We start from the raw sequence: 22,350 nt of genomic DNA, 5'->3' as shown, positions 1-22,350 counted from the left end.
GCTGCGCACGGCGCTTGCCGCGCTGCAACGGAAGCAAAATCGTCAGCGCCGCGGCGCTGACTTGCGTCGGCCTCGCTCAGCGCAAGCCGAGGACGTCCTGCATGTCGAACAGGCCCTGCGTCTTGCCTTGCAGGAAACGGGCGGCTCGGATGGAGCCTTGCGCGTAGGACAGTCGGCTCGATGATTTATGCGTGATTTCGATACGCTCTCCGATACCGGCGAACAGTACCGTGTGGTCGCCCACGATATCGCCGCCACGGATGGTCGAGAAGCCGATGGTCGACGGGTCGCGCTCTCCGGTGACGCCTTCGCGGCCGTAGATCGCGCACGCCTGCAGATCGCGGCCAAGCGCCTCGGCGACGACTTCGCCCATGCGCAGTGCGGTGCCCGAAGGCGCATCCACCTTGTGGCGGTGGTGGGCCTCGATGATTTCGATGTCGTAGCCGGTATTGAGTATCTTGGCCGCCACTTCGAGGAGCTTGAACGTGGCATTGACTCCCACGCTCATGTTCGGCGCGAAGACGATCGGCAACCCCTGGCTCGCTTCGCGCAGCACCAGCTTCTGCGCCTCGGAGAACCCGGTGGTGCCGATGATCATCTTGACACCCGTGCGGCGCGCAACCGCCAGGTGCTCGAGCGTGCCCTCCGGACGGGTAAAGTCGATCAGGAACTCGGCGCCCGACAGGCCGCTCCGGATGTCGTCGGTGATCCTGACTCCGGTTTCCCGCCCGAGGAACGCACCCGCGTCCTGGCCAAGCGCGGTGCTGCCGGCGCGATCCAATGCGCCCGCCAGCGTGGCGTCGGCCGTGTTCAGCACGGTCTCGATCAACATGCGGCCCATGCGGCCGGAAGCTCCTGCAATAGCGATCTTCATCCTCAGCCTTACTTCGGAAGTGCGAACATACCCGATTGGGACGTGATCGGCGGCGTAGGCACGGTCGATTGCCCGGACGCGTCGGGTTGCGACGCAGGGGCGGACGCTGCGGAGGCCGCCGCGGGGGCACTGGCCTGCGCGGGCTCGGCGGGCGCCACGGTTGCCGCAGACGCGACCACAGGGCTCGCGACTGCCGCGGAGGCCGACTTGGGCGCCTCCGGCTTACCCTTCTGGCCGTCGATCTCCCGCACCAGTTCGTTCTCGGACGGCAAATTCTCGCCGCCGCTCCAGCTCGCCAGCTGATCGCCGTCGAAATTGAGGGTCAGCCGTCGTTCCTGCACCACCTCGGTGTTGCCGCGCTTGAAATAGAAAATGTAGTCCCACCGGTTATCGTGGAATATGTCCGTGAGCAGCGGCGTCCCAAGCAGCAGGCGCACTTGCTCGCGCGTCATCCCCTTGTGCAGTTGGGAATAGGCCTCCTTGGAGACGAAGTTACCTTGCACGATGTTGATGCGGTACGGGGTAATGTGATCAGCAATCGTGCTGGTCACGCTGTTGTAAGTCGAGCAGCCTGCCAGTGTCAGCAAAGCTCCGGCCACGCATAAGGTAAGGGAACGACGCAAATCGGACTCTCTTCTAAAATGTGACTTCATGACAAACCGCGAGATGCAGCGGATTCCGTTTCGGCTGTCCGCCGATGACAAAAGGCATTATTATTGGGGCTATATTGTACTCTAGGGACGTCCAGCAATGCCGAATCCCGCCGATCTGAAAAACATCGGTCTGAAAGCCACGCTGCCGCGCCTCAAAATTCTGGAAATTTTCCAGAACAGCGAGGTCAGGCATCTGACTGCCGAAGATGTCTATCGACATCTGCTCAATGAACAGCTCGATATCGGATTGGCCACCGTATACCGCGTCCTGACCCAGTTCGAGCAGGCCGGTCTGCTCTCGCGCAGCAACTTCGAATCCGGCAAGGCTGTTTTCGAGCTGAACGAGGGACATCACCATGATCACCTCGTATGTCTCGATTGCGGTCGCGTCGAGGAATTTTTCGACTCGGAAATCGAACGGCGCCAGAAGCTGATCGCCAAGGAGCGCGGCTTCGCGCTGCAGGAACATTCCCTGGCCATGTACGGCAGTTGCACGAAGACCGATTGCCCTTATCGCCATCGCACCTGACGCAGCCCCGCGCCAGCCAATCACTCTCTCAAAATGCGAAGCCGCCGGAAATCTCCAGCGGCTTCGTCGCTAATGCCGGCCAGGTCCCGCAAATACGGGACGCACCAGTCTACTTCGCGTTCATCAAGGCAACCGTGGTGTCGAGCATGCGGTTGCTGAAACCCCACTCGTTGTCGTACCACGACGACACCTTGACGAGATTGCCGGACACTTTGGTCAGCGTCGCGTCGAAAGTCGACGATGCCGGATTGTGGTTGAAGTCGACGGACACCAGCGGCGCGGTGTTGTAATCGAGGATGCCCTTGAGTTCGCCCTCGGAAGCCGCCTTGAGAATCGCGTTGACTTCATCGACGGTCGTTTCGCGCTTGGCGATAAAGGACAGATCGACCAGCGACACGTTGATGGTAGGTACACGAATCGCGAAACCGTCCAGCTTGCCGTTGAGTTCCGGCAGCACCAGGCCGACTGCGGAGGCAGCGCCGGTCTTCGTCGGAATCATGCTCATCGTTGCCGAGCGCGCGCGGCGCAGATCTTCATGGTAGACGTCGGTCAGCACCTGGTCGTTGGTGTAGGCATGGACCGTGGTCATCAGGCCCGACACGACGCCCAGCTTGTCGTGTAGCGGCTTGACCAGCGGCGCCAGGCAGTTGGTGGTGCAGGAAGCGTTCGAGATGACCGTGTGTGCGGCCTTCAGGACATTGTGATTGACGCCATACACGATGGTCGCGTCGACGTCCTTGCCGCCCGGCGCCGAGATGATGACTTTCTTTGCGCCGCCCTTCAAATGGGCGCTGGCCTTTTCCTTGCTGGTGAAAAAGCCCGTGCACTCGAGCACCACGTCGACGCCCAGTTCGCCCCACGGCAGCTCAGCCGGATTGCGGTTGGCCAGCACGCGAATCTTGTCGCCATTGACCACCATGTAATCGCCGTCGACCGCGACCGTGCCGGGGAACTTGCCATGCGCGGTATCGTACTGCGTCAGGTGAGCGTTGGTCTGAGCGTTGCCCAGATCGTTGATGGCGACAATCTGGATGTCGTGCTTCTTGCCGCCTTCGTAGTGGGCGCGCAGCACATTGCGTCCAATTCGGCCGTAGCCGTTAATAGCAACGCGAATCGTCATGGAAGTTCTCCGTGGTAGGTTGAAATCGGGAATCAGGCAATCACCGCCTTGACCGTGGCCACTACCTTCTCCACGGTAAAGCCGAAATGTTTGAACAGCGCGCCCGCGGGGGCCGACTCGCCGAACGTATCGATACCGACGACGCCGCCCTCGAGTCCGACATATTTGTGCCAGAAATCGCTCACGCCGGCTTCGATCGCCACGCGCGGCATCCCCTTGGGCAGGACGCTGGCGCGGTAGGCCGCTTCCTGGCGATCGAACACGGTGGTCGCCGGCATCGAGACCACGCGCGCGGCGATGCCTTCATCGGCCAGCGCGGCGGCCGCCTTGAGCGCCAGGTCGACCTCGGAGCCGGTGGCCAGCAGGGCGACCTTGGCATTGGCCGCATCGCGCAGCACGTAGCCGCCGCGACGAATCGCCGCGATCTGGTCAGGCTCGCGCGCCACGAACGGCAGGTTCTGGCGGCTCAAGACCAGGCAACTGGGCCCGCTCTGGTGAGCGCCATGGCGCTCGATCGCGGCGATCCATGCGACGGCCGACTCGACCGTGTCGCACGGACGCCAGACATCCATGTGCGGAATCAGACGCAGGCTCGACACATGTTCGATCGATTGGTGGGTCGGGCCGTCCTCGCCAAGCCCGATCGAATCGTGGGTGAACACGAAGATCGAGCGGATTTTCATCAACGCCGCCATGCGCAGCGCGTTTCGGCTGTAATCGGAGAACGTCAGGAAAGTGCCGCCGAACGGGATATAGCCGCCATGCAGCGCAATGCCGTTGAGGATCGCGCTCATGCCGAACTCGCGCACGCCGTAGTTGACGTGATTGCCCCACTGCAGCCCTTCGTTGGACATGCGCACGGCCTTGCTGGCCTTCCAGTTCGTCAGATTGGAGCCGGTCAGATCGGCCGAGCCGCCCAGAAACTCGGGCAACACCGCAGCCAGACCTTCGATCGCCTGCTGGGACGCCTTGCGGGTGGCGACCGTCTCTGCCTTTTCATTGGTGCGGGTGATCAGCGCTGCGGTCGCGGCTTGCCAATCAGCCGGCAGTTCGCCCTTCATGCGGCGCGCGAACTCCCCTGCCTCGGTCGGATAATGCTTGCGGTAGGTCTCGAACGCTTCGCTCCAGGCGGCCTCCCGCGCTGCGCCAGCGGCCTTGGCGTCCCATGCCGCGTAGACGTCGGCGGGAATCTCGAACGGCGCCGCCTGCCACCCCAGCGCCTCGCGCGTGGCGGCGATTTCTTCCGCGCCGAGCGCCGCGCCGTGCACGTCGTGGGTACCCTGCTTGTGAGGCGACCCTTTGCCGATGGTGGTCTTGCAGCAAATCAGCGTCGGCCGGTCGGACCGCTTGGCAGCCGCAATCGCCGCATCGACCGCGTCGACGTCGTGCCCGTCGACGGCATGGATCACGTGCCAGCCGTAGGCCTCGAAACGCTTGGGCGTATCGTCGCCGAACCAGTGAATGACCTCGCCATCGATCGAGATGCCATTGTCGTCATACAGCGCGATCAGCTTGTTCAGGCGCAGCGTGCCGGCCAGCGAACAGGCCTCATGGGAGATGCCCTCCATCAAGCAGCCATCGCCGAGGAACACATAGGTGTAGTGGTCGACGATACTCGCCTCGGGCTTGTTGAATTCCTTTGCCAGCAAGGCTTCGGCCAGGGCCATGCCGACCGCGTTGGCCAGGCCCTGCCCCAGTGGGCCGGTGGTCGTCTCGACGCCGGGCGTCATGCCATACTCCGGGTGCCCCGGGGTCTTGCTGTGCAGTTGCCGGAAGTTCCTGAGCTCGCTCATCGGCAAATCGTAGCCGCTCAGGTGCAACAGCGAGTACAGCAACATCGAGCCGTGGCCATTGGACAGCACGAACCGATCGCGGTCGGCCCAGAGCGGATTGGCGGGGTTGTGCCGCAAGTGCCGCCCCCACAGGGCGACGGCGATCTCGGCCATGCCCATCGGCATGCCCGGATGGCCAGAGTTGGCCTGCTGCACGGCGTCCATGGCCAAAGCGCGGATCGCGTTGGCCATCAACGCATTTTTCGGATTTGAAAGATTCATCATGGGACCGACCGGAAGAGCGGGACTCCCCGCCGTTTTGGGCGGACGAGCTGCGCAAGAACCCCTGCTTGGAAAACTTCAGATTTTAACAGATGCGGGGTACCGTCGGGCATCTGGCCGCGCCGCTATAATTTTCGGCACGCTGCCCCAAAACACTCTCATGTCAGGCTTCCAATCGTCCACTGCCGCCACACCGTCGACCGACACAGAGGATCACGCTGCCGGCCTCCTGCTCGAATGGCTGGCGCCGGACACTGCGCTCGGGCTCAAGAACGCCACACTGGTGGAGTCGATTCAGTCTCCCTACCAGCGCATCGATGTGTATGACACCCCGCAATTCGGCAGGGCCTATCGCCTGGACGGGCGGTTCATGGCCTCCGAGGGGGATGAATATTTCTATCACGAGTGCATCGTCCACCCCGCGGCGCTGGGCCTGCCCGCATTGCGCTCGGCGCTCATCGTCGGCGGCGGCGACGGCGGCTCCGCGCGGGAAATCCTCAAATATCCCGGGGTGGAGCGTGTCGTCGTCGCCGAACTCGATGCTCAGGTCATCGAAGTCACGCGCCGTCATCTCCCCGGGATTGCCTGCGGCGCCTTCGACGATCCACGCCTGCGCATCTGCGTTGGCGATGGTCGTGACTACGTCGCTAAGGCAAATGCTCGGGGCGAGCAGTTCGACATGGTTGTGTTCGACCTCACCGAGGCCGATGGTTCGGCCAGCGCACTGCATGCCCCGGCGTTCTTCGAGCAGATCAAACAACTGCTGGGACCGCACGGCGTGCTTTGCCTGCATCTGGGCGCCCCGCTGTTCCAGGCCGAGCTGGTTCGCCGCTTGCTGCGCGACCTGGGCGCCTGCTTCAAGCACGTACGCCCCGGGACCCTGTACATTCCGCTGTATGGGACGCTTTGGGCTTTCGCCTGCGCCAGCGACACGTACGATCCAGCGACCGTGTCCTGCGCGACAATCGATGGGCGCTTGCACCAATTCGGGATGACCGGCTTGCGGTATTACAATGCTCAGCTTCATCCGGCGCTATTCGCACTGCCAACCGCGCTCAGGCGCAGCCTGTTGCCATGACCGCGGCGCCTTGGTCTCACTGACAGGCGCAGCGTATCGCGCCGAGTATCCGAGTACAGGAGAATCTCCATGACCGACCCCCGCCCGGCGCATGCCCCCTGGCTCACGCCGTACCTGACGGTGCGCGACGCCAAGGCCAGCGCCGCATTCTATCGAGACGCATTCGGTTTCGCCGTGCGTGATCAGATCGACGACGATGGCGTCGTCATGCATGTGGAAATGACCTATCACGACGACCTGATCGTCATGTTCGCGCCCGAGGGTGCGTTCGGTACGACGGCCAAGGCACCCCGGTCGGCGGGCATCGAAGCACCGCAGAGCTTTTATGTGTATTGCGACGATGTCGACGAGTCGTACGCCAGAGCAGTTGCTGCCGGCGCGACCGGCATCATGCCGCCTGAGGATCAATTCTGGGGGGATCGTTTCTGTCAACTGGAGGATCTCGATGGCTATCGCTGGGGGTTCGCCAAGCCGCTGGCCCGCCAATCATGACGACGACTGCCGGCGCGCCGCGCTTCTTCATCCCCGGTTCGCTGCAACCCGACTCGTCCATATCACTGCCCGTCGACGTGATTCGCCACCTGCAAGTCCTGCGAATCAAGCCGGGTGACAGCATCACGCTCTTTAACGGCCTGGGCGGCGAATTCCCCGCACGTCTGGAAGACCTGGCGAAGAAGCACGCGATCGCGACCGTGCTCGCGCATGTTCCGCGCGAGGTCGAGCCGCCCTACCGCGTCGTGTTGGCCCAGGGCGTCGCCGGCGGCGACAAAATGGATTGGCTGATCGAGAAAAGCGTTGAACTGGGCGTGCATGCCATCCAGCCGCTGACGACGGAAAGATGTGTGACCCGCCTCGGCGGCGAGCGCGCCGAACGGCGCGTAGCACACTGGCAAGCGGTGGTGAGCGCCGCCTGCGAGCAATGCGGGCGCAACAGCGTGCCGGCCGTCGCGCCAATCATGGCGTTTTCGGATTGGATTTCGAGCGTGCGCGACGAACGTCAAATTCGTGTGCTATTGTCTCCGCGAGCGTCCGAGGGGTTCGAATCTTTACCGGCAACGGCGCCTGCCGAGCCGGTCGTGTTGCTGATCGGCCCCGAGGGCGGTTTGTCGAACCAAGAGGAAGAGCAGGCCGGCGAAGCCGGGTTTGCCCCGCTGAACCTGGGTCAGCGAGTGCTTCGAACGGAGACCGCCGGCATTGCGACGCTCGCCGCGCTGGCCACACGCTGGCACGGCTGGTAGCACATCGTACGTCCGTAAATGCTGTGGGCGCTTTTGCCTCGATAGGAGACTGTTATGGGTTTGCTCGATTCAATTCTGGGTGCGGCAGATGGCGCCACATCCAGCGGTAACGATAGCCCCGCAGCGGGTGGCAGCGATCCGAAAATGATGTTGCTCATGGGCGTGCTCAGCATGATCGCCAGCCATCAGGGGAATCAGGGGAGCACCCAACCAGGGCAGAGCGGCCTGCTCGGATCATTGGGTGGATTGCTTGGCGGCGCGGGCAGCGGCGGCGGTCTGGCCGGCATGCTCGAGGGTGCATTGAACAGCGCTCAAGGCAATGGCGCAGCAGGCGCAACCCCGCAAATGGCGGGTGGGCTCGGCGGGTTGACCGAATTGCTGCGTAACAGCGGCCTGGGCGACGCCGTCGAATCCTGGATTGGCACGGGCGCCAATCAGTCCGTTTCGGCCGAGCAGATCGGACAGGCGCTCGACCAGAGCGGTCACCTTCAGCAACTGGCGGATGCCGCCGGCATTTCGAAGGATCAGGCCGCGCAGCACCTGTCGGAGTTGTTGCCGGAGATCATCAATCGATTGACGCCCAATGGCAGCTTGCCGGAAGGCCAACTCAATCTCGGCAGTCTGGCAGCGCAGCTTCTGAACCGATGAGAGTCACGCAGGGGACGGCGGGAGCGCGACGAAGCGCCCCCGCCATCAGGCGAACGAATAGAAAACGCGGAAGTTGATTTTGCGCTCCGCCCAGAACTCAGCGGCGTCACGGAATACGTCCAGCAATGTCTCGCGCGCCTCCTTGTCGAACTTCGGCGTTGCGGGAAGACCCTCGAGCACGATCACGAAACCGGGTTGCGGCCCTGCCTTCCAAACCAGATCCGTCACGCTGTCGTGCAGCGCATCGAAATTCTTGCCGAAGTGCTTCGGAAACATGAACGAACTGGCGATGACGTCGAGTACCTCGCCCTTGGTTTGCGCGTGCGCACAATTGGCGTAGAGGAAATGCTGCCCCAGCCGCTCGGCTTCGGCCGCCAGCTCGGGCACCCGGAAGGCGCGGATCGACTGCACGATGTTCGGTCTGACGGTCTTGAAAAGACTCATATCTCCCTCGTCGGACAACAAATGACGGCGCTGCGCCCGCTCGGTGCTTTGCAGGTGCACCACTTGTCTGAACAAGTTATTTTCACCCGCACCGAATTGATCCGTCAAAACACGCTCCTGTGCGAAAACCTGCTCGTTCATCCTGCTGTCATTCCTCGATAAATTGGAAACTGTTGTAGTGGTCGCCAGTGTAGTAACAATTCCGTGCGGCGCGCTGGTCGCCGCCGCAAACGATGCGGCGTGCGCCACGATTGTGCGCGCTTCGCGTCGGGACGGTGTACTCGTGGTAATACCCCCGAGGCCGTCTGGGCAGTCGCTTCTCGTAATTGCCGAATACCACGCCGTCCTTGGCATACGGAAACGGGCCACCGCGGCGAATCGTCGCAAGCGTTCGCTGCGCAGCGCGAGGCAATTGACTCTCGGCGACAGTGCCCAGATGACCCGTCATCGCCGGTTCGGCCCACGCCTTCGGTGCACGGGCCTGCGCGTTGGCCATGCCAAACGCAAGGCTCGCCGCGACCCCCAATGCCAACAACCCGCGATAGAGCCACCGGCCTGATTTCATATTTTGCAATGCGCTGCGGCGAATGCTGAGTGATTTCGCCTGATTGGGTGAAGGTGCAAGGGTATCGCTATATGAACCGATAATCAATGTCGGTTTACATTTTGAAATCATTCCCTGCGCCCGCAAGCGAATGCAATCTGATTATTAATGGTAGTGTGTGCTCACACTCAATTTTCAAGAAACCCCAATGAAAACGCCGGCTCGAGGCCGGCGTTTTCGATCTCACGTCAATGTCGAGGCATTATCTATGCTGCGCCGCAGCATCCGCAACGACCAGCGCGACCATATTGATGATCCGCCGAACCGTGGCAGATTCGGTCAAAATGTGCACCGGTTTGGCCGCGCCCAGCAAGATCGGCCCGATAGCAACATTGTTGCCCGCCGCGGTCTTGAGCAAGTTGTAGGCGATGTTGGCGGCATCGATATTCGGCAGCACCAACAGGTTCGCCGGACCATGCAGGGTCGAATCCGGCATGATTCGAGCGCGCAACGCGGGATCAAGTGCGCAATCGCCGTGCATTTCGCCGTCGACCTCCAGCTCGGGCGCCCGCTCATGCAGGATCGCCAGTGTTTCCCGTAACTTGCACGCGCTGGGCGCGTCACTGGTGCCGAAATTCGAGTGAGACACCAGCGCCACCTTGGGCTCGATGCCAAAGCGCCGGATCTCTTCGGCCGCCATCAGCGTGATGTCAGCCAAATCCTCGGCACTGGGATCTTGATTGATATGCGTGTCGACGAGGAAAATTTGCCGATCCGGTAATACCAACGCATTCATGGCGCCGTAGACTTTTCCTCCCGGACGCTTGCCGATCACCCGATCGATGAAATGCAAATGGCGGCCCGGCGTGCTGACCGTGCCGCAAATCATGCCGTCGGCCTCGCCCTTGGAGAGCAGCATCGCGCCGATCAGGGTGGTACGGCGACGCATTTCGACGCGGGCATAAGAGGACGTCACCCCCTTGCGCGCGGTCAGGCTATGGTAGGTCTGCCAGTAGTCGCGATAGCGCTCGTCGTGCTCCGGATTGACAACGGTATAGTCGACGCCCTCATGCAGACGCAGGCCGTAGCGTTCGATGCGCTTTTCAATCACAGCGGGCCGCCCGATCAGGATCGGCTTGGCGATACGCTCGTCGATCACGATTTGCACGGCGCGCAGCACGCGCTCTTCCTCGCCCTCGCAGAACACAATGCGCTTTTGCTCCGGCGGCGTCTGGCGCGCAATCGCAAACAACGGTTTCATCAGCGAGCCGCTTTGATAAACGAATTGCTGAAGTTGCTGCGAATAGGCGTCCATGTCCGCCAACGGCCGGGTGGCGACGCCGGCATCCATGGCCGCCTGGGCAACCGCCGGTGCGACCTTGACGATCAAGCGCGGATCGAAAGGCTTCGGAATCAGGTATTCGGGGCCGAACGAGAGATTCTCGATGCCGTATGCCGTGGCCACGATGTCGCTCTGCTCCTGCCGCGCCAGCTCGGCCAGGGCATTGACCGCGGCGATTTCCATCGAGCGGGTAATGGTGGTCGCGCCGACGTCGAGGGCGCCGCGGAAAATGAACGGAAAACACAGGACATTATTGACCTGGTTCGGATAGTCGGTGCGACCGGTCGCCATGATGGCATCCGGCCGCGCGGCCTTTGCCAGTTCCGGGGTGATTTCCGGATTGGGATTGGCCAGCGCGAAAATCAGCGGCGATGGCGCCATTTCCTTGACCATCTCCGGCTTGAGCACGCCGGCGGCCGACAGGCCGAGAAACACATCGGCGCCGCCGATCACGTCGCCGAGCTTGCGCGCATCGGTTTTTTGGGCGAAACGCGCCTTTTCCTCGTCCATCAGCTCGGTGCGGCCCTCGTAGACGACGCCGACGATATCCGACACCCAGATATTCTTCAGCGGCAGACCGATATCGACCAGCAGATCCAGGCAGGCCAGGGCTGCCGCACCGGCGCCGGAGCACACCAGTTTGACCTCGCCGATATCCTTGCCGACGACCTTCAGGCCGTTCAACACAGCGGCGGCAACCACGATGGCCGTGCCGTGCTGGTCATCGTGGAACACGGGAATCTTCATGCGCTCGCGCAGCTTGCGCTCGACGATAAAGCATTCCGGGGCCTTGATATCCTCGAGATTGATCGCGCCGAAAGTGGGCTCGAGTGCCGCAATGATATCGACCAGCTTTTCGGGGTCTTTCTCATTGATTTCAATATCGAACACGTCGATATTGGCGAATTTCTTGAACAGCACGCCCTTGCCTTCCATCACCGGCTTGGACGCCAGCGGCCCGATGTCACCCAGCCCCAGGACAGCCGTGCCGTTGGTGACGACGCCGACCAGGTGGCCACGCGCGGTATAGCGCGCGGCGTTGACCGGATCCGCGACGATTTCCTCGCATGCCGCCGCCACGCCGGGCGAATACGCCAGCGCCAGATCGCGCTGGTTCACCAATTGCTTGGTCGGCGCGATCGCGATCTTTCCTGTGGTGGGAAATTCGTGGTATTCGAGCGCGGCGTCGCGCAGTTTTTTATCAATAGGTGTGGACATGAAAGCAGCCTGCGTTCAATAAGAAAAAACTACCCTGAGTGCATTGTATCGCCAATCCACCCCGCGATTTACCGCAAAAAAGGATAAGGCGAAGAACTTTTTAAGGCGGAAACCCGCTTGACGGCACGCATCGATTCCAAACGCACCTCCCCAAACGTGACAAATTGACGTCCGCCGGGCGTTACCCGTCGATATGAGGTGACGACGGATTTACAATGTCGCCTTACCTCCACTCATCCAGACCGTGCTGAACGAATTCACCCTCATCGAGCGCTATTTCGCCCATGCGACCACAGCCGCCGACCACGTGCGGCTGGGCATCGGCGACGATTGCGCGTTGATAGCGCCGCCCGTCGGCAGCCTGCTGGCGGTATCGACCGACATGCTGGTCGAGGGCCGCCATTTCTTCGCCGATATGGCGCCGCGCGCGCTCGGACACAAAACGCTGGCCGTCAATTTGTCCGATCTGGCGGCCATGGGCGCCCGCCCGCTGGGCTTTACGCTGGCACTGGCGTTGCCCGACGCCGACCCCGACTGGCTCGCGCCGTTCAGCGAAGGGCTGGCCGCACTGGCCAATCGGCACGCATGCCCGTTGATCGGCGGCGACACCACCCGTGGCCCCCGCAACCTTTGCGTCACCATCTTCGGGGAAGTTCCCGACCGGCAAGCACTGCGCCGAGACGCTGCGATCGTCGGCGACGATATCTGGGTATCCGGCGCGCTCGGCGATGCGCGTCTGGCGCTGGGCGCGCTTCGTGACGAATGGGCACTGTCCGATGAAGCGCTGACCCGAAGCCGCCGCGCACTCGAGTGGCCCGAGCCACGCATAGAACTCGGCATGGCCTTGCGAGGCATCGCTCATGCCGCGCTGGACATCTCGGACGGCCTGCTCGGCGATCTTCGCCATATCCTGGAGCGCTCGCAAGTCGCAGCGCGCGTGAATGTCGACGCCGTGCCGCACTCCCGCTGGGTGGCCGCTCAAAGCGAAGCGGTCCGCCGCACCTGCACGCTCGCTGGAGGGGACGACTACGAGCTTTGCTTTACGGTGCCGCCCGCCGCGCGCCCGACGGTCGAGCGGATCGCCCAGAGCCTGGCCCTGCCGCTCACGCGCATTGGCGAAATCGTGCCGCTCGAGCGCCCCGGCAGCGCCGCCCTGACGCTGCATGACAACGCCGGACAACCGGTCTGCCTCGCATACCAGAGCTTCGATCATTTTCGATGAATTCCACCCCTTCTCCCGATCAGCCCAACCCACCGCACGACAAAACGTTGCACGGCGGGGCCACCGCACGACGGCCGGTCACCGTGGGCTTCATGTTCTCCCACCCGGTCCACTTCATCGCGCTGGGTTTCGGCAGCGGCCTGTCGCCGATGGGCCCCGGTACTGTCGGCACGCTGTTCGGCTGGGCCTCCTACCTGGTATTGAATCTTTACCTCACGGTATCGGATTGGGCCGTGCTGCTGGCGTTGAGCATCGTCGGCGGGGTCTGGATATGCGGCCGCACCGCCCGCGCCCTGGGCACGTCCGACCCGGGTTCGGTCGTATGGGATGAAATCGTTGCCTTCTGGCTGGTATTGCTGGTGGTGACTCCGGCATCGTTTTGGGGACAATGCGTCGCGTTTTTGCTGTTCCGCTTCTTCGACGCAGTCAAGCCGCCGCCAGTGCGCTATTTCGACCGCACCGTCAAGGGCGGCTTGGGTATCATGCTGGACGATCTGGTCGCCGCTTTTTGCACTTTGCTGGTGATCGCCCTGTGGCATGCCCTTTGAAGGGTGCCGCGCACGTAATGAAGCAGCATGACAAATACCTTATTGCATCAACTGGCGGTCAAGGCCGGCAATCGTCTGCGCGAGGAGCGCCTGCTGCTGGCCACGGCCGAGTCCTGTACCGGCGGCATGGTGGCGGCGGCAATGACCGACATCTCCGGCAGCAGCAATTGGTTCGAACGGGGATTCGTTACCTATTCCAATCAAGCCAAGATCGACATGATCGGCGTTCCGGCTGAACTCATCGACAAGCACGGCGCGGTCAGTGAGCAGGTCGCGCGTGCCATGGCGGAGGGCGCGCTGCGAAACAGCCGCGCGCAATTGTCGCTGGCGATTACCGGCGTTGCCGGACCGGGCGGCGGCACCGCCGAAAAGCCCGTAGGAATGGTGTGTTTTGCCTGGACCAACCGTCTAACGACGGTCGTTGAGACGCAGCATTTCAAGGGCGACCGGGCCCAGGTACGCAATCAGGCGGCGCAGCACGCCTTGCGCGGCCTGCTCAAGCTGATCGACACCGCCGAGGCATAGCCCGCCGCCGGCGCATCCCGGCAGGACGGCAGCACCGTTACCGGGGCGCCGAGCGATGCTCGTTGATGGCATCCCGAGTTTGGCAAGCCGCCTGCGCGGCCGCCTGCCCAAAATCTACGCCGCTGCCGGCGTAGATAATGGCGCGCGACGAATTGATCATCATGCCGCTGCCGTCGGCCGTGCGGCCTGCCTTGACGGTCGCCGCCACGTCCCCGCCCTGAGCGCCGACCCCCGGAATCAGCAGCGGCATGTCGCCGACGATCGCGCGCACTGCCGCGATTTCGTTCGGGAACGTCGCGCCGACCACCAGACCGATCTGGCCGCTGGTGTTCCAGGGGCCGGCTGCCAGCCGCGCGACGACCTCATACAGCGGCTGGCCGTCGGCCGTGCGCAGGAACTGAAGATCGCTGCCGCCCGGATTCGAGGTGCGGCACAATACGATCACGCCTTTGTTCTCGTATCCGAGATAGGGCGCAATCGAGTCGAAACCCATGTACGGATTGACCGTGACGGCATCGGCCTGGTAACGCTCGAACGCCTCTTTCGCATATTGTTCGGCGGTGCTGCCGATGTCGCCCCGTTTGGCATCGAGCACTACCGGCAGGCCAGGATGGCGCTCGTGAATGTGGGCAATCAGCCGCTCCAGTTGAATTTCGGCGCGCTGCGCCGAAAAATAGGCGATCTGCGGCTTGAACGCACAGGCATAGGGTGCGGTTGCATCGACGATGGTCCGGCAAAACTCGAAGATCGCATCGGGATTGCCCCGCAGATGCGCCGGCAGTCGTGACGGCTCCGGATCGAGCCCCACACACAGCAGAGAGTCTCGGTCATGCCAGGCGGCACGCAGTTGATCGATGAATGTCATGGTGGTTGCGCGATGAAAACGTGCGCCATTTTAACTCACCGCATCCGGCGTCAACCCCGTCCATGTGCATGTGCCGCGCGGCGAGCCGCATGCGCGGCGCACGCTAGGTGTCGAAGCGCGGATCTGCACACTTATTGGCATAACTAATCATCGGTTTATGCTAGATTGGCGAAGAACCCTGTTGGCAAGGCGCCGCCGGATCTCCCTGGACAGAACATTCAATAGGAGAAGATAACCCATGAATCATGCTTCCATCGCTGCCGCAACCGACGCTGTGTGGACCGCCGTGACACAAAACGCGCTGCATTACGGCATCACCGCACTCCAGGCCATCGTGATCCTGTTGGTCGGCTGGTGGCTCTCCAATTTGCTCACGCGTATCGTGCGACGCGGGCTGGACCGCTCGCCTCAGTTCGACAAGACGCTCAAGCCGCTCACCTATTCGATCGTGCAATGGTCGGTACGAGGCATCACGATCGTCGCGGTGCTGGCGCAATGCGGCGTCCAGACGGCCAGCATCATCGCCGTGCTGGGTGCCGCCGGCCTGGCTATTGGCCTAGCGCTGCAAGGCACCCTGCAGAACATCGCGGCCGGCACGATGCTATTGGTGCTGCGTCCTTTCAAGGCTGGCGACTACATCTCGGCCGGCAGCAATCTCGGCGGGACCGTCGAAGAGATCGGCCTGTTTACTTCGACGCTGACCACGGCCGACGGCATTTACATGTCGGTACCCAACAACCAGATCTGGGGCAGCGCGATCACCAACTACAGCCGCAATCCGAGCCGGCGCATGGAAATCACCGTGAATATCGATCTGCGCGACGACCTGGACAGCGCCATCGCGGCGCTGAGCTCGCTCGTGGCAGCGCACGAGCATGTGTTGCGCGCCCCCGCACCGGAAGTCATGGTCAAGGAAATCCATGAACAGGCCGTCGTCATCAACGTGCGGCTGTGGACCTTGAGCGAATACTATTGGGCGGTGTACTGGGAGTTGCAACGCGCCGTGAAGAAAACCGTCGAGGCCGCGGGTTGCTCGCTGCCATACCCGACCCGCACGATTGTCATGACACCGGCGCCGACCACGCCGCAATAATCGCTACGGCGGTAATTCGGCCGCGCCCATGCGGCGCGCAATGATGCGGGTTCGGCGCGCCAGGTAAGCGGAGTTGCGGTGCGCGTCGTAGTAGCGGGGACGGGGCAGCATCACTGCCAGTCGCGCCGCTTGCCAAGGCGACAATTGGGCAGCCGAGACATGATAGTAGTGTTCGGCCGCGGCCTGCGCGCCAAAAATGCCTTCGCCCCATTCGACCGAATTCAGATAGATCTCAAAGATGCGCTCCTTGCTCATCCAGAATTCGAGCATCCAGGTGATGCACAATTCCTCGGCCTTGCGAATGTAGCTGCGCTCGCCGGACAGAAACAGATTCTTGGCAAGCTGCTGGGTAATGGTCGAGCCACCGGCCACGATATGGCCTCTCTTCTCGTTCTTCTCCCATGCATCGAGCATTGCGTCGATTTCAAAACCATTGTTATTGACGAAATCGGCATCCTCGCTGGCGATGATGGCCCGTTTCAGGTTGTGGGATATCCGATCGTATGGTACCCAGATGCGCTCGATTTTCGCCCGCGGATCGGTTTGGTGAAGCCGCGCTTGAGCAGCGCGCATGAACGCTGTCGAGCCCGGATTGAAGCGTGTCCACCAGGCGATCTGCAAGAAGTAGTAGCACTGCGTCGCCAGCACGGCGGCGGCGAAAACCATGACGACGTAGCGGCACCAGCGCCACACACTCCATCGCGCTTGCGCCCCGTGCCGGTGACCCATCAGTTGCCGCTGTCCGTCTGGTGGGCATAGCGCTCGCGCAGCAGTTGCAGCACCGGCGCGGTTCGGGGTCTCACGCCCCGCCAGCGAGCAAACGACTCCGCGGCCTGCTCGACCAGCATGCCCAGGCCATCGGCCGTAAGCGCCGCACCATGGGCACTGGCAAAGCGCAGAAATATCGTGGGTTGCTTGCCGTACATCATGTCGTAGGCCAGCGCATCGTGCCCGAACACATTGGCAGGCAATGGCGGCAAATCGCCCTGCAGGCTGCTGGCCGTGCCGTTGATCACCACGTCGAACCCGCCGGCAATGTCGTGCCATGAGCCGGCCGCAAGCCTGACACCCAGCGCCTGGGCTTGCGCACCGAAGTGCGCCGCCAGCGCCCGGGCCTTGTCGGGCGTCCGGTTGGCGATGAAAATTTCCGCCGGCACGCTTTGCAGCAACGGCAGCAGCACACCGCGTGCCGCGCCGCCGGCGCCCAGCAGCAGCACACGGCGGCCTCGCAGCGGCCGCGCCAGATTGACTTCGATATCGCGTACCAACCCCACCCCGTCGGTGTTGTCTCCCTCGATTTCCCCGCCCGCGAAACATAGCGTATTGACCGCACCCGCGGCGCTGGCCCGGGGGCTCAGGCGCGTGGCCAGCGCGTGGGCCTCGAGCTTGAAAGGCACCGTGACGTTAAGACCTTTGCCGCCTTGCGCGGCAAAATCGCGCACTGTCGCGGCAAACCCGTCGAGCGGCGCCAACAGGCGCTCATACACCAGGTGCTGGCCGGTCTGCGCGGCAAATTGCGCATGAATAAACGGCGATTGACTATGTTCGACCGGATGGCCGACCACCGCGTAGCGGTCGGGCTGCGCAGCGGCAGCATTGGCAATGTCCCCGTGATTTTCGCGTGTCATGTCAGTCAGGCTCGGGCCGCATTTCGCGGCTGAAATTCAAAGCGCCGGACGCTGCGCCTTATGCTACCGCGACCCGGCAGGGCTCCAGTATACGCATCCTCCCGGTACCGGCAATGCGCGACTCAGCGGGCCGGGCCCTGGATCGCCTCGGCATGCACGCCATGGTGGCTGAAGGTCATGCGCGTTACGATCTGCAGAATGTCATAGCGCGCGCGCATGGCTTTGGTGAATTTGCCAAAAGGTGCGCTGGCCCGCACGATTGCAACCGCGCGGCGATCCAGTTCGCGATCGCCCGAACCGCGCTCGATCTCGACGCCGATCACGTGGTAGCCGTTGCGGTCATAGCCCAATTGACCATCCTGGCTGACATTCAGAGTCACGATCAGCTGACCGTAGAGCCTGCGCCCGCCGACCTCGGGAAAATGCTCGGTGCCCAGCCGCTCGATCCTGCGTCGCAACGCGTCGTAGTATTCCGCGTAAATGACTTCCCGCGTGTTGGCCGTGATTTGACCGCGCTTGGGGCGCTCCTCGTAGGCGCGCACGTTCTGCGCAATCACGGCCTGCAACCTGGCGATCTGCTGATCGATCTCCCGTTGCTCCTTGCCGTTCTCACGCTGCGCCGGCAGCGTTCTGGGCCGCTGCTTCGAAAGCGAGCGCATCTGCGTCAGCAACTGCTCCTGCATGGCCTCCAGCGAACTCACCTGGTGCTCGGCCCGCGCGACCTGGTTGCCCGGCTGCTGCACATCACGCGCGGGCAACGGGGTTGTCGCGTGAACCTTCTCCTGCTCGCCGCCGCCGAGCAGGTTGGCTTGCGCAACCAGTTTGGCGTTGACCGGCGCATTATCCGACTTTGCGTTGACCAGCACGACGTCGAGCGGCGTATCGGTCGAGTGAAGCCGAAAGGCGTCGGGCGCGACAAAATGCACCGCTAGCACCAGGGCATGGAGCAGCACGGAAAAGCTCAATCCCGCCGCCAGCGGGTTTTCGCGGACCCACTTGCCAAGCGCGGCGAATTGCGTGCGGGCATATGGAACGACCGCGACCCGCGTACGGCTAACGCGCTTCATGCGACATGCTCACCCGCCAGTTCCATCGCCCCGGCTCGCCATGGCGTCGTTTTCATTGTCGCCGGACTCCGTCTCGCCGCCCTCGGCAAAATCGCGCCCGGCGTCGGCCACGTCGCCCTGGCCGTCCTGGCTGCCATCGCCGTTTTCCGCGCCCTCGTCGATTCCGCCGGATTCGTCCGTTTCATCATCCGACGTTTCAGTGGGCAACGCGGCGCCCTCACCCAGCACCTGCGACAGACGGCATGAGACGTCGAGCGTGACGTCGTCGACCGAGAGGATATCGAGCAATACCTGCGTGCCCCTGGCTTGCACGCCAAGCCCCGGCACAATCACGGTCAGTGGTATGTCGTTCAGGCGCACCAGATCGCCCTTGAGCACGCTTGCCTGGATCTGCCGCTTGTTTTCCTGTTGCAGCCAGCGCAGGCACCAGAACCGTTCCATGCGCCCCTGATGCTCCGCGTAGGCCGCATGCGCCGCCTCGAAATTGGAAACGGTCGCATACAGGTCGGCATCCTTTGGCTTGAAGGGTGCGGCAAGCTTGGCGGTGACGCCGTACTGCACGCAGGCGAGCAGTTGCCATTGATTGACCAGGTCGACGTAACGACGCAGCGGCGACGTGCTCCACGCGTACTGCTCCACGCCCAGCCCCTCGTGCGGCGCCGGCGTGGTCTGCATGCGCGTGCGATTCACGCCGTACGCGCGCTGCGCACGGTAGATGCCGGGCACGCCGCATTCGGCCAGCAACCGGCCCCAGGTACTGTTGGCCAGGATAGCCATCTCGGCAACGATCAGATCCAGCGGTGCGCCGCGGCGACGCGGCAGGATCGTCACGCGTTCGCCATCGACGTAAAAACTGTAATCCGTCTTGTTTTGCACTTCCGGCTTGAGACCGTACCCCTCGCGGGCGGCCTGCCGCTTGCCGTACAGCGCTTGCGCAAGCGGCCACAGGCAGGCGATCTGCTCTTTGTGCGGGTAGTCGCCCGTGCCGGCAGCCAGCGCCTCGGCCGTCACGATGTCGTCCAGCTCGTTATGGCGCAAATTCGTGGCGATCGGCACCAATTCGGCACGCGTCTCGGTGGCGATCACGTCATAGCTGGTCGCATCGACAATCACATACAGCGACAATGCCGGGCGGGGAGCGCCTTCCTTGAGCGTGTAGGCGTCGACTACCGCGTCCGGCAGCATGGTGATTTTGTCGCCCGGCACGTACACGGTGGACATGCGCTCGCGGGCGATCGCGTCGATCGGATCGCCCCGTACGATGCCAAGGCCGGGCGCCGCGATGTGAATGCCGATGCGCAGCCTGCCGTCAGCCAGCGCCTGTACCGACAGCGCGTCGTCGATCTCGGTGGTGGTCACGTCATCGATCGAAAACGCCGCCACGTCGGCCAGCGGCAGTTCGATGCCGGGCTGCGGGGGTTCTTCGATCGGCGGGAAAGCCGTGCCGCGCGGGAAATATTCGAACAGGAATCCGGCCTCGTGCAATGCCCGCGGCGATGCGATACCGCCGCACGCCAGCAGCACTTTGGCGTGGGTCGTGCCCAGCGCCGCGGCGGCGGCGTCCAGCGCCTTCCATTCGATGGTATTTTTGTCAGCCTTGAACAGCAGCTGCAGCTCCTTGCCGCGCAACGCATCCGGCAGACGATGCGCGACCAGTTCGGCTTGATATTGCGCCTGCAACTCTATCTGCTGCTGCTTGCGCGCCAGGCCCGCCAATGCCGCTTGCAGTTGCTCTTGCGGCGCGCGCTGATATTGACCGCGCCCCCGGCGCCGGAAGTACACCGGCGCGCCATGCAGACGCAACACCAGCGCAGCTTGCTGGACCGCCGATGCGTTGTCGCCGAAATACTCCGTCGCCAGCGCGGCGAAGGCAAACTCCTCGTCTGTGGCGCACTCCCACAAAAACGGCAGATCGATCTCTTCGCCCAGCGCTTCGGCCTGGTGCATAAACTCGGTCGGCGTCGGCGCCTCGAAGCGCAACAGCACGTCACGCCCCTTGATCTTGCTGCGTCGCCCGCCCGGCAGCTCGACCTGGTACGACTCCGCCTGCTGGCTCAGGATCGTACCCGCCTTGAAACTGCCGGATTCCTCAAAAAAAATATTCATGAAACTGCCATTATCCGCAAGAGGCGCTATTGTAAACCCGCCATACTCAAACGACGCGGGGATCGACCCGGTCGGCGACCGCGCACTCGTCCAGCTCGTCGCGGGCATCGCTCTCGAGGTGGGCAATATCGCCCCATTGCCTGACGCGACGAATCGCGCCATCCACTCCGATGCAGTTGATACTGGCATTGAGCAGCGGGTAGGTTCGCGGTGCATCGAGCGGCAGGCCCGCGGCCCAGCGGTAGAGACAGTCGAGCACCCCGCCGTGCGCCACGCAGGCGATGTGCGCGCCGACGTGGCGGTCCACCAGTTGCTGCACGCCTTCGACGATGCGCCGATAGAAGCCACTCAGCGACTCGCCGTCGGGCATCGCGTAATGAATGTCGCGGCTTTGCCAGCGCACGTAGGACTCGGGATACGCGGCATGAATTTCATCGGCTGTCAGCCCCTCGAACGCGCCGTAGGAGCGCTCGCGCAGATGTTTCGTCTGCACCACTGGCAAGCCGCACACATCCCCCAGCGGCGCTGCGGTCTGCGCGGCGCGCGACAGGTCGCTGCTGTACAGGACGTCGATGCGGCCCCCACCGGCCGTGCGCGCATGCTGAAACCGGCGTGCCAGTCGGGCCGCCTGTGCCAGCCCGACTTCGGACAACGGAATATCGAGATGCCCCTGGATGCGCTTGTCGCGATTCCAGGCGGTCTCGCCATGGCGAATCAGAATCAACGTTGTGGATGCTGGCATAACGGCAGAAAGTCGTTGCCGCGCCGCTTGCCCCGGCAGGCCAGGGAGAGTGACGCGGCAATAAGTGTCAAAGCAGGTTGGGGTTGAGCGTGTAGACGCCGGTCAGGTGAGCCTCGGCCAGCACATGGCCAGCCATTGCCTGGCGCACCTGCGCGCCGTCGAACCGCCCCTCGACCGGCAAGCGCTCGACATCCAGCGCGTACACGGTAAACACGTAATGATGCAGCAGCGTGTCGTTCCACGGCGGGCAGGGGCCGTCGTAACCGTAGTAATCGCCGGCCATGTCCGGATCGTTGGCGAACCACCCCGTGTAATCGTTGATCCCGTGCCTCATGTTGTGCAGCGCTTCAGGCCCGAACTTGCCGTGCGGCGTGATGCCATGACTGTGGCTGGTCGCGGCAATCTCGCGAACGTCGGCGGGAATGTCGATCAGCACCCAGTGGAAGAAGTCCACGCGCGGCAAATCGGCTGGCACCGTGCGCCCCTCCTGGTTGACGTCGTCGCCCTTGCTGGGCACGTCGACGTCGTGACAAATCACGACGAACGATTTGGCCCCGTCCGGCACATCGTTCCACGCCAGATGCGGGTTCTTGTTCTGCGATAGTTTGACGTGCTGTTCCGGGTCAATGACACCGAATGCGAATTCGCCGGGAATCGTGGCATTGTCGGCAAATGAATCACTCCAGATTTTCATACGGATCTCCTAAGGGAAAAGAGGGAGAATCGCGACGCCCCTGCAACGGCAAGAGCGGTCGATCAGCGCTGACAAACTACGGAAATGGCGGCAGGACACAAGCCGCGACGCACGCGTC

Annotated in this window: 23 protein-coding genes; 9 read left to right on the top strand and 14 right to left on the bottom strand. The window is 63.0% G+C overall.

Features of this window, described 5'->3' with window-relative positions:
- Positions 1 to 76 precede the first annotated feature (76 nt).
- Both dapB and EPN80_RS04990 read right to left on the bottom strand, forming a co-directional pair.
- Entirely contained in the window at positions 77 to 874 is a 798-nt protein-coding gene (gene dapB, locus EPN80_RS04995) for a 4-hydroxy-tetrahydrodipicolinate reductase (RefSeq protein ID WP_293024446.1), read from the bottom strand.
- Between the two features lie 8 nt (positions 875 to 882).
- The gene (locus tag EPN80_RS04990) at positions 883 to 1,497 is read right to left on the bottom strand and encodes an outer membrane protein assembly factor BamE (RefSeq protein WP_293024444.1); all 615 of its coding nucleotides are present in this window, start codon (positions 1,495 to 1,497) and stop codon (positions 883 to 885) included.
- Positions 1,498 to 1,624: 127 nt separating this feature from the next.
- Here EPN80_RS04990 and fur point away from each other — a divergent pair, with 127 nt between their 5' ends.
- Positions 1,625 to 2,056 (top strand): ferric iron uptake transcriptional regulator, encoded by a 432-nt coding sequence (fur, locus tag EPN80_RS04985; RefSeq protein ID WP_047214986.1) that lies wholly within the window; start codon positions 1,625 to 1,627, stop codon positions 2,054 to 2,056.
- 109 nt (positions 2,057 to 2,165) lie between these two features.
- Here fur and gap read toward each other — a convergent pair whose 3' ends face one another.
- Entirely contained in the window at positions 2,166 to 3,176 is a 1,011-nt protein-coding gene (gene gap, locus EPN80_RS04980) for a type I glyceraldehyde-3-phosphate dehydrogenase (protein ID WP_293024441.1), read from the bottom strand.
- A 32-nt stretch (positions 3,177 to 3,208) separates the two neighbouring features.
- Entirely contained in the window at positions 3,209 to 5,233 is a 2,025-nt protein-coding gene (tkt, locus tag EPN80_RS04975) for a transketolase (protein WP_293024439.1), read from the bottom strand.
- Positions 5,234 to 5,390: 157 nt separating this feature from the next.
- Between tkt and speE the strand changes: the two genes are divergently transcribed.
- The 4 genes from speE (at position 5,391) to EPN80_RS04955 (ending at position 8,194) form a co-directional block, all read left to right on the top strand.
- Positions 5,391 to 6,308, top strand: a complete 918-nt coding sequence (gene speE, locus EPN80_RS04970) for a polyamine aminopropyltransferase (protein ID WP_293024437.1) — start codon at positions 5,391 to 5,393, stop codon at positions 6,306 to 6,308.
- 69 nt (positions 6,309 to 6,377) lie between these two features.
- Positions 6,378 to 6,800, top strand: a complete 423-nt coding sequence (locus EPN80_RS04965; RefSeq protein ID WP_293024435.1) for a glyoxalase/bleomycin resistance/extradiol dioxygenase family protein — start codon at positions 6,378 to 6,380, stop codon at positions 6,798 to 6,800.
- On the top strand, positions 6,797 to 7,546 hold the full coding sequence (locus EPN80_RS04960) for a 16S rRNA (uracil(1498)-N(3))-methyltransferase (protein WP_293024433.1): 750 nt from the start codon (positions 6,797 to 6,799) through the stop codon (positions 7,544 to 7,546). The genes EPN80_RS04965 and EPN80_RS04960 overlap by 4 nt, the downstream gene beginning before the upstream one ends.
- Before the next feature lie 54 nt (positions 7,547 to 7,600).
- Complete coding sequence (locus EPN80_RS04955) at positions 7,601 to 8,194, top strand: YidB family protein (RefSeq protein ID WP_293024432.1); 594 nt, start codon at positions 7,601 to 7,603, stop codon at positions 8,192 to 8,194.
- Between the two features lie 45 nt (positions 8,195 to 8,239).
- On the opposite strand, the gene EPN80_RS04950 is transcribed toward EPN80_RS04955, so the two are convergent.
- The 3 genes from EPN80_RS04950 to EPN80_RS04940 form a co-directional block, all read right to left on the bottom strand.
- Positions 8,240 to 8,779, bottom strand: a complete 540-nt coding sequence (locus tag EPN80_RS04950; RefSeq protein ID WP_293024430.1) for a barstar family protein — start codon at positions 8,777 to 8,779, stop codon at positions 8,240 to 8,242.
- Between the two features lie 7 nt (positions 8,780 to 8,786).
- Positions 8,787 to 9,203 carry a ribonuclease gene (locus EPN80_RS04945; protein WP_293024429.1) on the bottom strand — a complete coding sequence of 139 codons (417 nt, stop codon included), beginning with the start codon at positions 9,201 to 9,203 and terminating at the stop codon, positions 8,787 to 8,789.
- Positions 9,204 to 9,444: 241 nt separating this feature from the next.
- A complete protein-coding gene (locus EPN80_RS04940; RefSeq protein WP_293024427.1) occupies positions 9,445 to 11,742 on the bottom strand; it encodes an NADP-dependent malic enzyme in 2,298 nt (765 codons plus the stop codon).
- Between the two features lie 244 nt (positions 11,743 to 11,986).
- Between EPN80_RS04940 and thiL the strand changes: the two genes are divergently transcribed.
- From thiL to EPN80_RS04925, 3 genes are read left to right on the top strand one after another with little or no spacing between them, the layout of a single operon-like run.
- Positions 11,987 to 12,964, top strand: a complete 978-nt coding sequence (thiL, locus tag EPN80_RS04935) for a thiamine-phosphate kinase (protein ID WP_293024425.1) — start codon at positions 11,987 to 11,989, stop codon at positions 12,962 to 12,964.
- Positions 12,961 to 13,512, top strand: a complete 552-nt coding sequence (locus EPN80_RS04930; RefSeq protein WP_293024423.1) for a phosphatidylglycerophosphatase A — start codon at positions 12,961 to 12,963, stop codon at positions 13,510 to 13,512. Before thiL ends, EPN80_RS04930 begins: the two co-directional genes overlap by 4 nt.
- 27 nt (positions 13,513 to 13,539) lie before the next feature.
- On the top strand, positions 13,540 to 14,037 hold the full coding sequence (locus EPN80_RS04925) for a CinA family protein (protein WP_047214996.1): 498 nt from the start codon (positions 13,540 to 13,542) through the stop codon (positions 14,035 to 14,037).
- 37 nt (positions 14,038 to 14,074) lie between these two features.
- On the opposite strand, the gene pyrF is transcribed toward EPN80_RS04925, so the two are convergent.
- The gene (gene pyrF, locus EPN80_RS04920; protein ID WP_293024419.1) at positions 14,075 to 14,902 is read right to left on the bottom strand and encodes an orotidine-5'-phosphate decarboxylase; all 828 of its coding nucleotides are present in this window, start codon (positions 14,900 to 14,902) and stop codon (positions 14,075 to 14,077) included.
- Positions 14,903 to 15,140: 238 nt separating this feature from the next.
- Between pyrF and EPN80_RS04915 the strand changes: the two genes are divergently transcribed.
- Entirely contained in the window at positions 15,141 to 15,995 is an 855-nt protein-coding gene (locus EPN80_RS04915) for a mechanosensitive ion channel family protein (protein WP_293024418.1), read from the top strand.
- A 3-nt stretch (positions 15,996 to 15,998) separates the two neighbouring features.
- Here the strand turns inward: EPN80_RS04915 and mtgA are convergent, their stop codons facing one another.
- The 6 genes from mtgA to EPN80_RS04885 form a co-directional block, all read right to left on the bottom strand.
- Positions 15,999 to 16,724, bottom strand: a complete 726-nt coding sequence (mtgA, locus tag EPN80_RS04910) for a monofunctional biosynthetic peptidoglycan transglycosylase (RefSeq protein ID WP_293024417.1) — start codon at positions 16,722 to 16,724, stop codon at positions 15,999 to 16,001.
- Positions 16,724 to 17,623: a shikimate dehydrogenase gene (gene aroE, locus EPN80_RS04905; RefSeq protein WP_293024416.1), complete on the bottom strand. Its 900-nt coding sequence runs from the start codon at positions 17,621 to 17,623 to the stop codon at positions 16,724 to 16,726. Before aroE ends, mtgA begins: the two co-directional genes overlap by 1 nt.
- Before the next feature lie 122 nt (positions 17,624 to 17,745).
- Positions 17,746 to 18,690, bottom strand: coding sequence for an energy transducer TonB (locus tag EPN80_RS04900; RefSeq protein WP_293024415.1), 945 nt, complete (start codon positions 18,688 to 18,690; stop codon positions 17,746 to 17,748).
- Positions 18,691 to 18,699: 9 nt separating this feature from the next.
- Positions 18,700 to 20,796: an RNB domain-containing ribonuclease gene (locus tag EPN80_RS04895; RefSeq protein ID WP_293024413.1), complete on the bottom strand. Its 2,097-nt coding sequence runs from the start codon at positions 20,794 to 20,796 to the stop codon at positions 18,700 to 18,702.
- Between the two features lie 46 nt (positions 20,797 to 20,842).
- Positions 20,843 to 21,538 (bottom strand): histidine phosphatase family protein, encoded by a 696-nt coding sequence (locus EPN80_RS04890; RefSeq protein ID WP_293024411.1) that lies wholly within the window; start codon positions 21,536 to 21,538, stop codon positions 20,843 to 20,845.
- Positions 21,539 to 21,605: 67 nt separating this feature from the next.
- Positions 21,606 to 22,232 carry a YbhB/YbcL family Raf kinase inhibitor-like protein gene (locus EPN80_RS04885; RefSeq protein ID WP_293024409.1) on the bottom strand — a complete coding sequence of 209 codons (627 nt, stop codon included), beginning with the start codon at positions 22,230 to 22,232 and terminating at the stop codon, positions 21,606 to 21,608.
- Positions 22,233 to 22,350 lie beyond the last annotated feature (118 nt).

This window comes from Pandoraea sp. (assembly GCF_004297875.1).
Taxonomy (GTDB): domain Bacteria; phylum Pseudomonadota; class Gammaproteobacteria; order Burkholderiales; family Burkholderiaceae; genus Pandoraea.
Note: the sequence above shows the minus strand (reverse complement) of the source record. Positions and strands in the feature narration are given on the sequence as shown.

What these genes read in the sequence shown, in the direction of transcription:
- dapB (WP_293024446.1), bottom strand. Translation starts at nt 874, where the DNA reads ATGAAGATCGCTATTGCAGGAGCTTCCGGCCGCATGGGCCGCATGTTG.
- fur (WP_047214986.1), top strand. Translation starts at nt 1,625, where the DNA reads ATGCCGAATCCCGCCGATCTGAAAAACATCGGTCTGAAAGCCACGCTG.
- gap (WP_293024441.1), bottom strand. Translation starts at nt 3,176, where the DNA reads ATGACGATTCGCGTTGCTATTAACGGCTACGGCCGAATTGGACGCAAT.
- tkt (WP_293024439.1), bottom strand. Translation starts at nt 5,233, where the DNA reads ATGATGAATCTTTCAAATCCGAAAAATGCGTTGATGGCCAACGCGATC.
- speE (WP_293024437.1), top strand. Translation starts at nt 5,391, where the DNA reads ATGTCAGGCTTCCAATCGTCCACTGCCGCCACACCGTCGACCGACACA.
- EPN80_RS04965 (WP_293024435.1), top strand. Translation starts at nt 6,378, where the DNA reads ATGACCGACCCCCGCCCGGCGCATGCCCCCTGGCTCACGCCGTACCTG.
- EPN80_RS04960 (WP_293024433.1), top strand. Translation starts at nt 6,797, where the DNA reads ATGACGACGACTGCCGGCGCGCCGCGCTTCTTCATCCCCGGTTCGCTG.
- EPN80_RS04955 (WP_293024432.1), top strand. Translation starts at nt 7,601, where the DNA reads ATGGGTTTGCTCGATTCAATTCTGGGTGCGGCAGATGGCGCCACATCC.
- EPN80_RS04950 (WP_293024430.1), bottom strand. Translation starts at nt 8,779, where the DNA reads ATGAACGAGCAGGTTTTCGCACAGGAGCGTGTTTTGACGGATCAATTC.
- EPN80_RS04945 (WP_293024429.1), bottom strand. Translation starts at nt 9,203, where the DNA reads ATGAAATCAGGCCGGTGGCTCTATCGCGGGTTGTTGGCATTGGGGGTC.
- EPN80_RS04940 (WP_293024427.1), bottom strand. Translation starts at nt 11,742, where the DNA reads ATGTCCACACCTATTGATAAAAAACTGCGCGACGCCGCGCTCGAATAC.
- EPN80_RS04930 (WP_293024423.1), top strand. Translation starts at nt 12,961, where the DNA reads ATGAATTCCACCCCTTCTCCCGATCAGCCCAACCCACCGCACGACAAA.
- EPN80_RS04925 (WP_047214996.1), top strand. Translation starts at nt 13,540, where the DNA reads ATGACAAATACCTTATTGCATCAACTGGCGGTCAAGGCCGGCAATCGT.
- pyrF (WP_293024419.1), bottom strand. Translation starts at nt 14,902, where the DNA reads ATGACATTCATCGATCAACTGCGTGCCGCCTGGCATGACCGAGACTCT.
- EPN80_RS04915 (WP_293024418.1), top strand. Translation starts at nt 15,141, where the DNA reads ATGAATCATGCTTCCATCGCTGCCGCAACCGACGCTGTGTGGACCGCC.
- mtgA (WP_293024417.1), bottom strand. Translation starts at nt 16,724, where the DNA reads ATGGGTCACCGGCACGGGGCGCAAGCGCGATGGAGTGTGTGGCGCTGG.
- aroE (WP_293024416.1), bottom strand. Translation starts at nt 17,623, where the DNA reads ATGACACGCGAAAATCACGGGGACATTGCCAATGCTGCCGCTGCGCAG.
- EPN80_RS04900 (WP_293024415.1), bottom strand. Translation starts at nt 18,690, where the DNA reads ATGAAGCGCGTTAGCCGTACGCGGGTCGCGGTCGTTCCATATGCCCGC.
- EPN80_RS04895 (WP_293024413.1), bottom strand. Translation starts at nt 20,796, where the DNA reads ATGAATATTTTTTTTGAGGAATCCGGCAGTTTCAAGGCGGGTACGATC.
- EPN80_RS04890 (WP_293024411.1), bottom strand. Translation starts at nt 21,538, where the DNA reads ATGCCAGCATCCACAACGTTGATTCTGATTCGCCATGGCGAGACCGCC.
- EPN80_RS04885 (WP_293024409.1), bottom strand. Translation starts at nt 22,232, where the DNA reads ATGAAAATCTGGAGTGATTCATTTGCCGACAATGCCACGATTCCCGGC.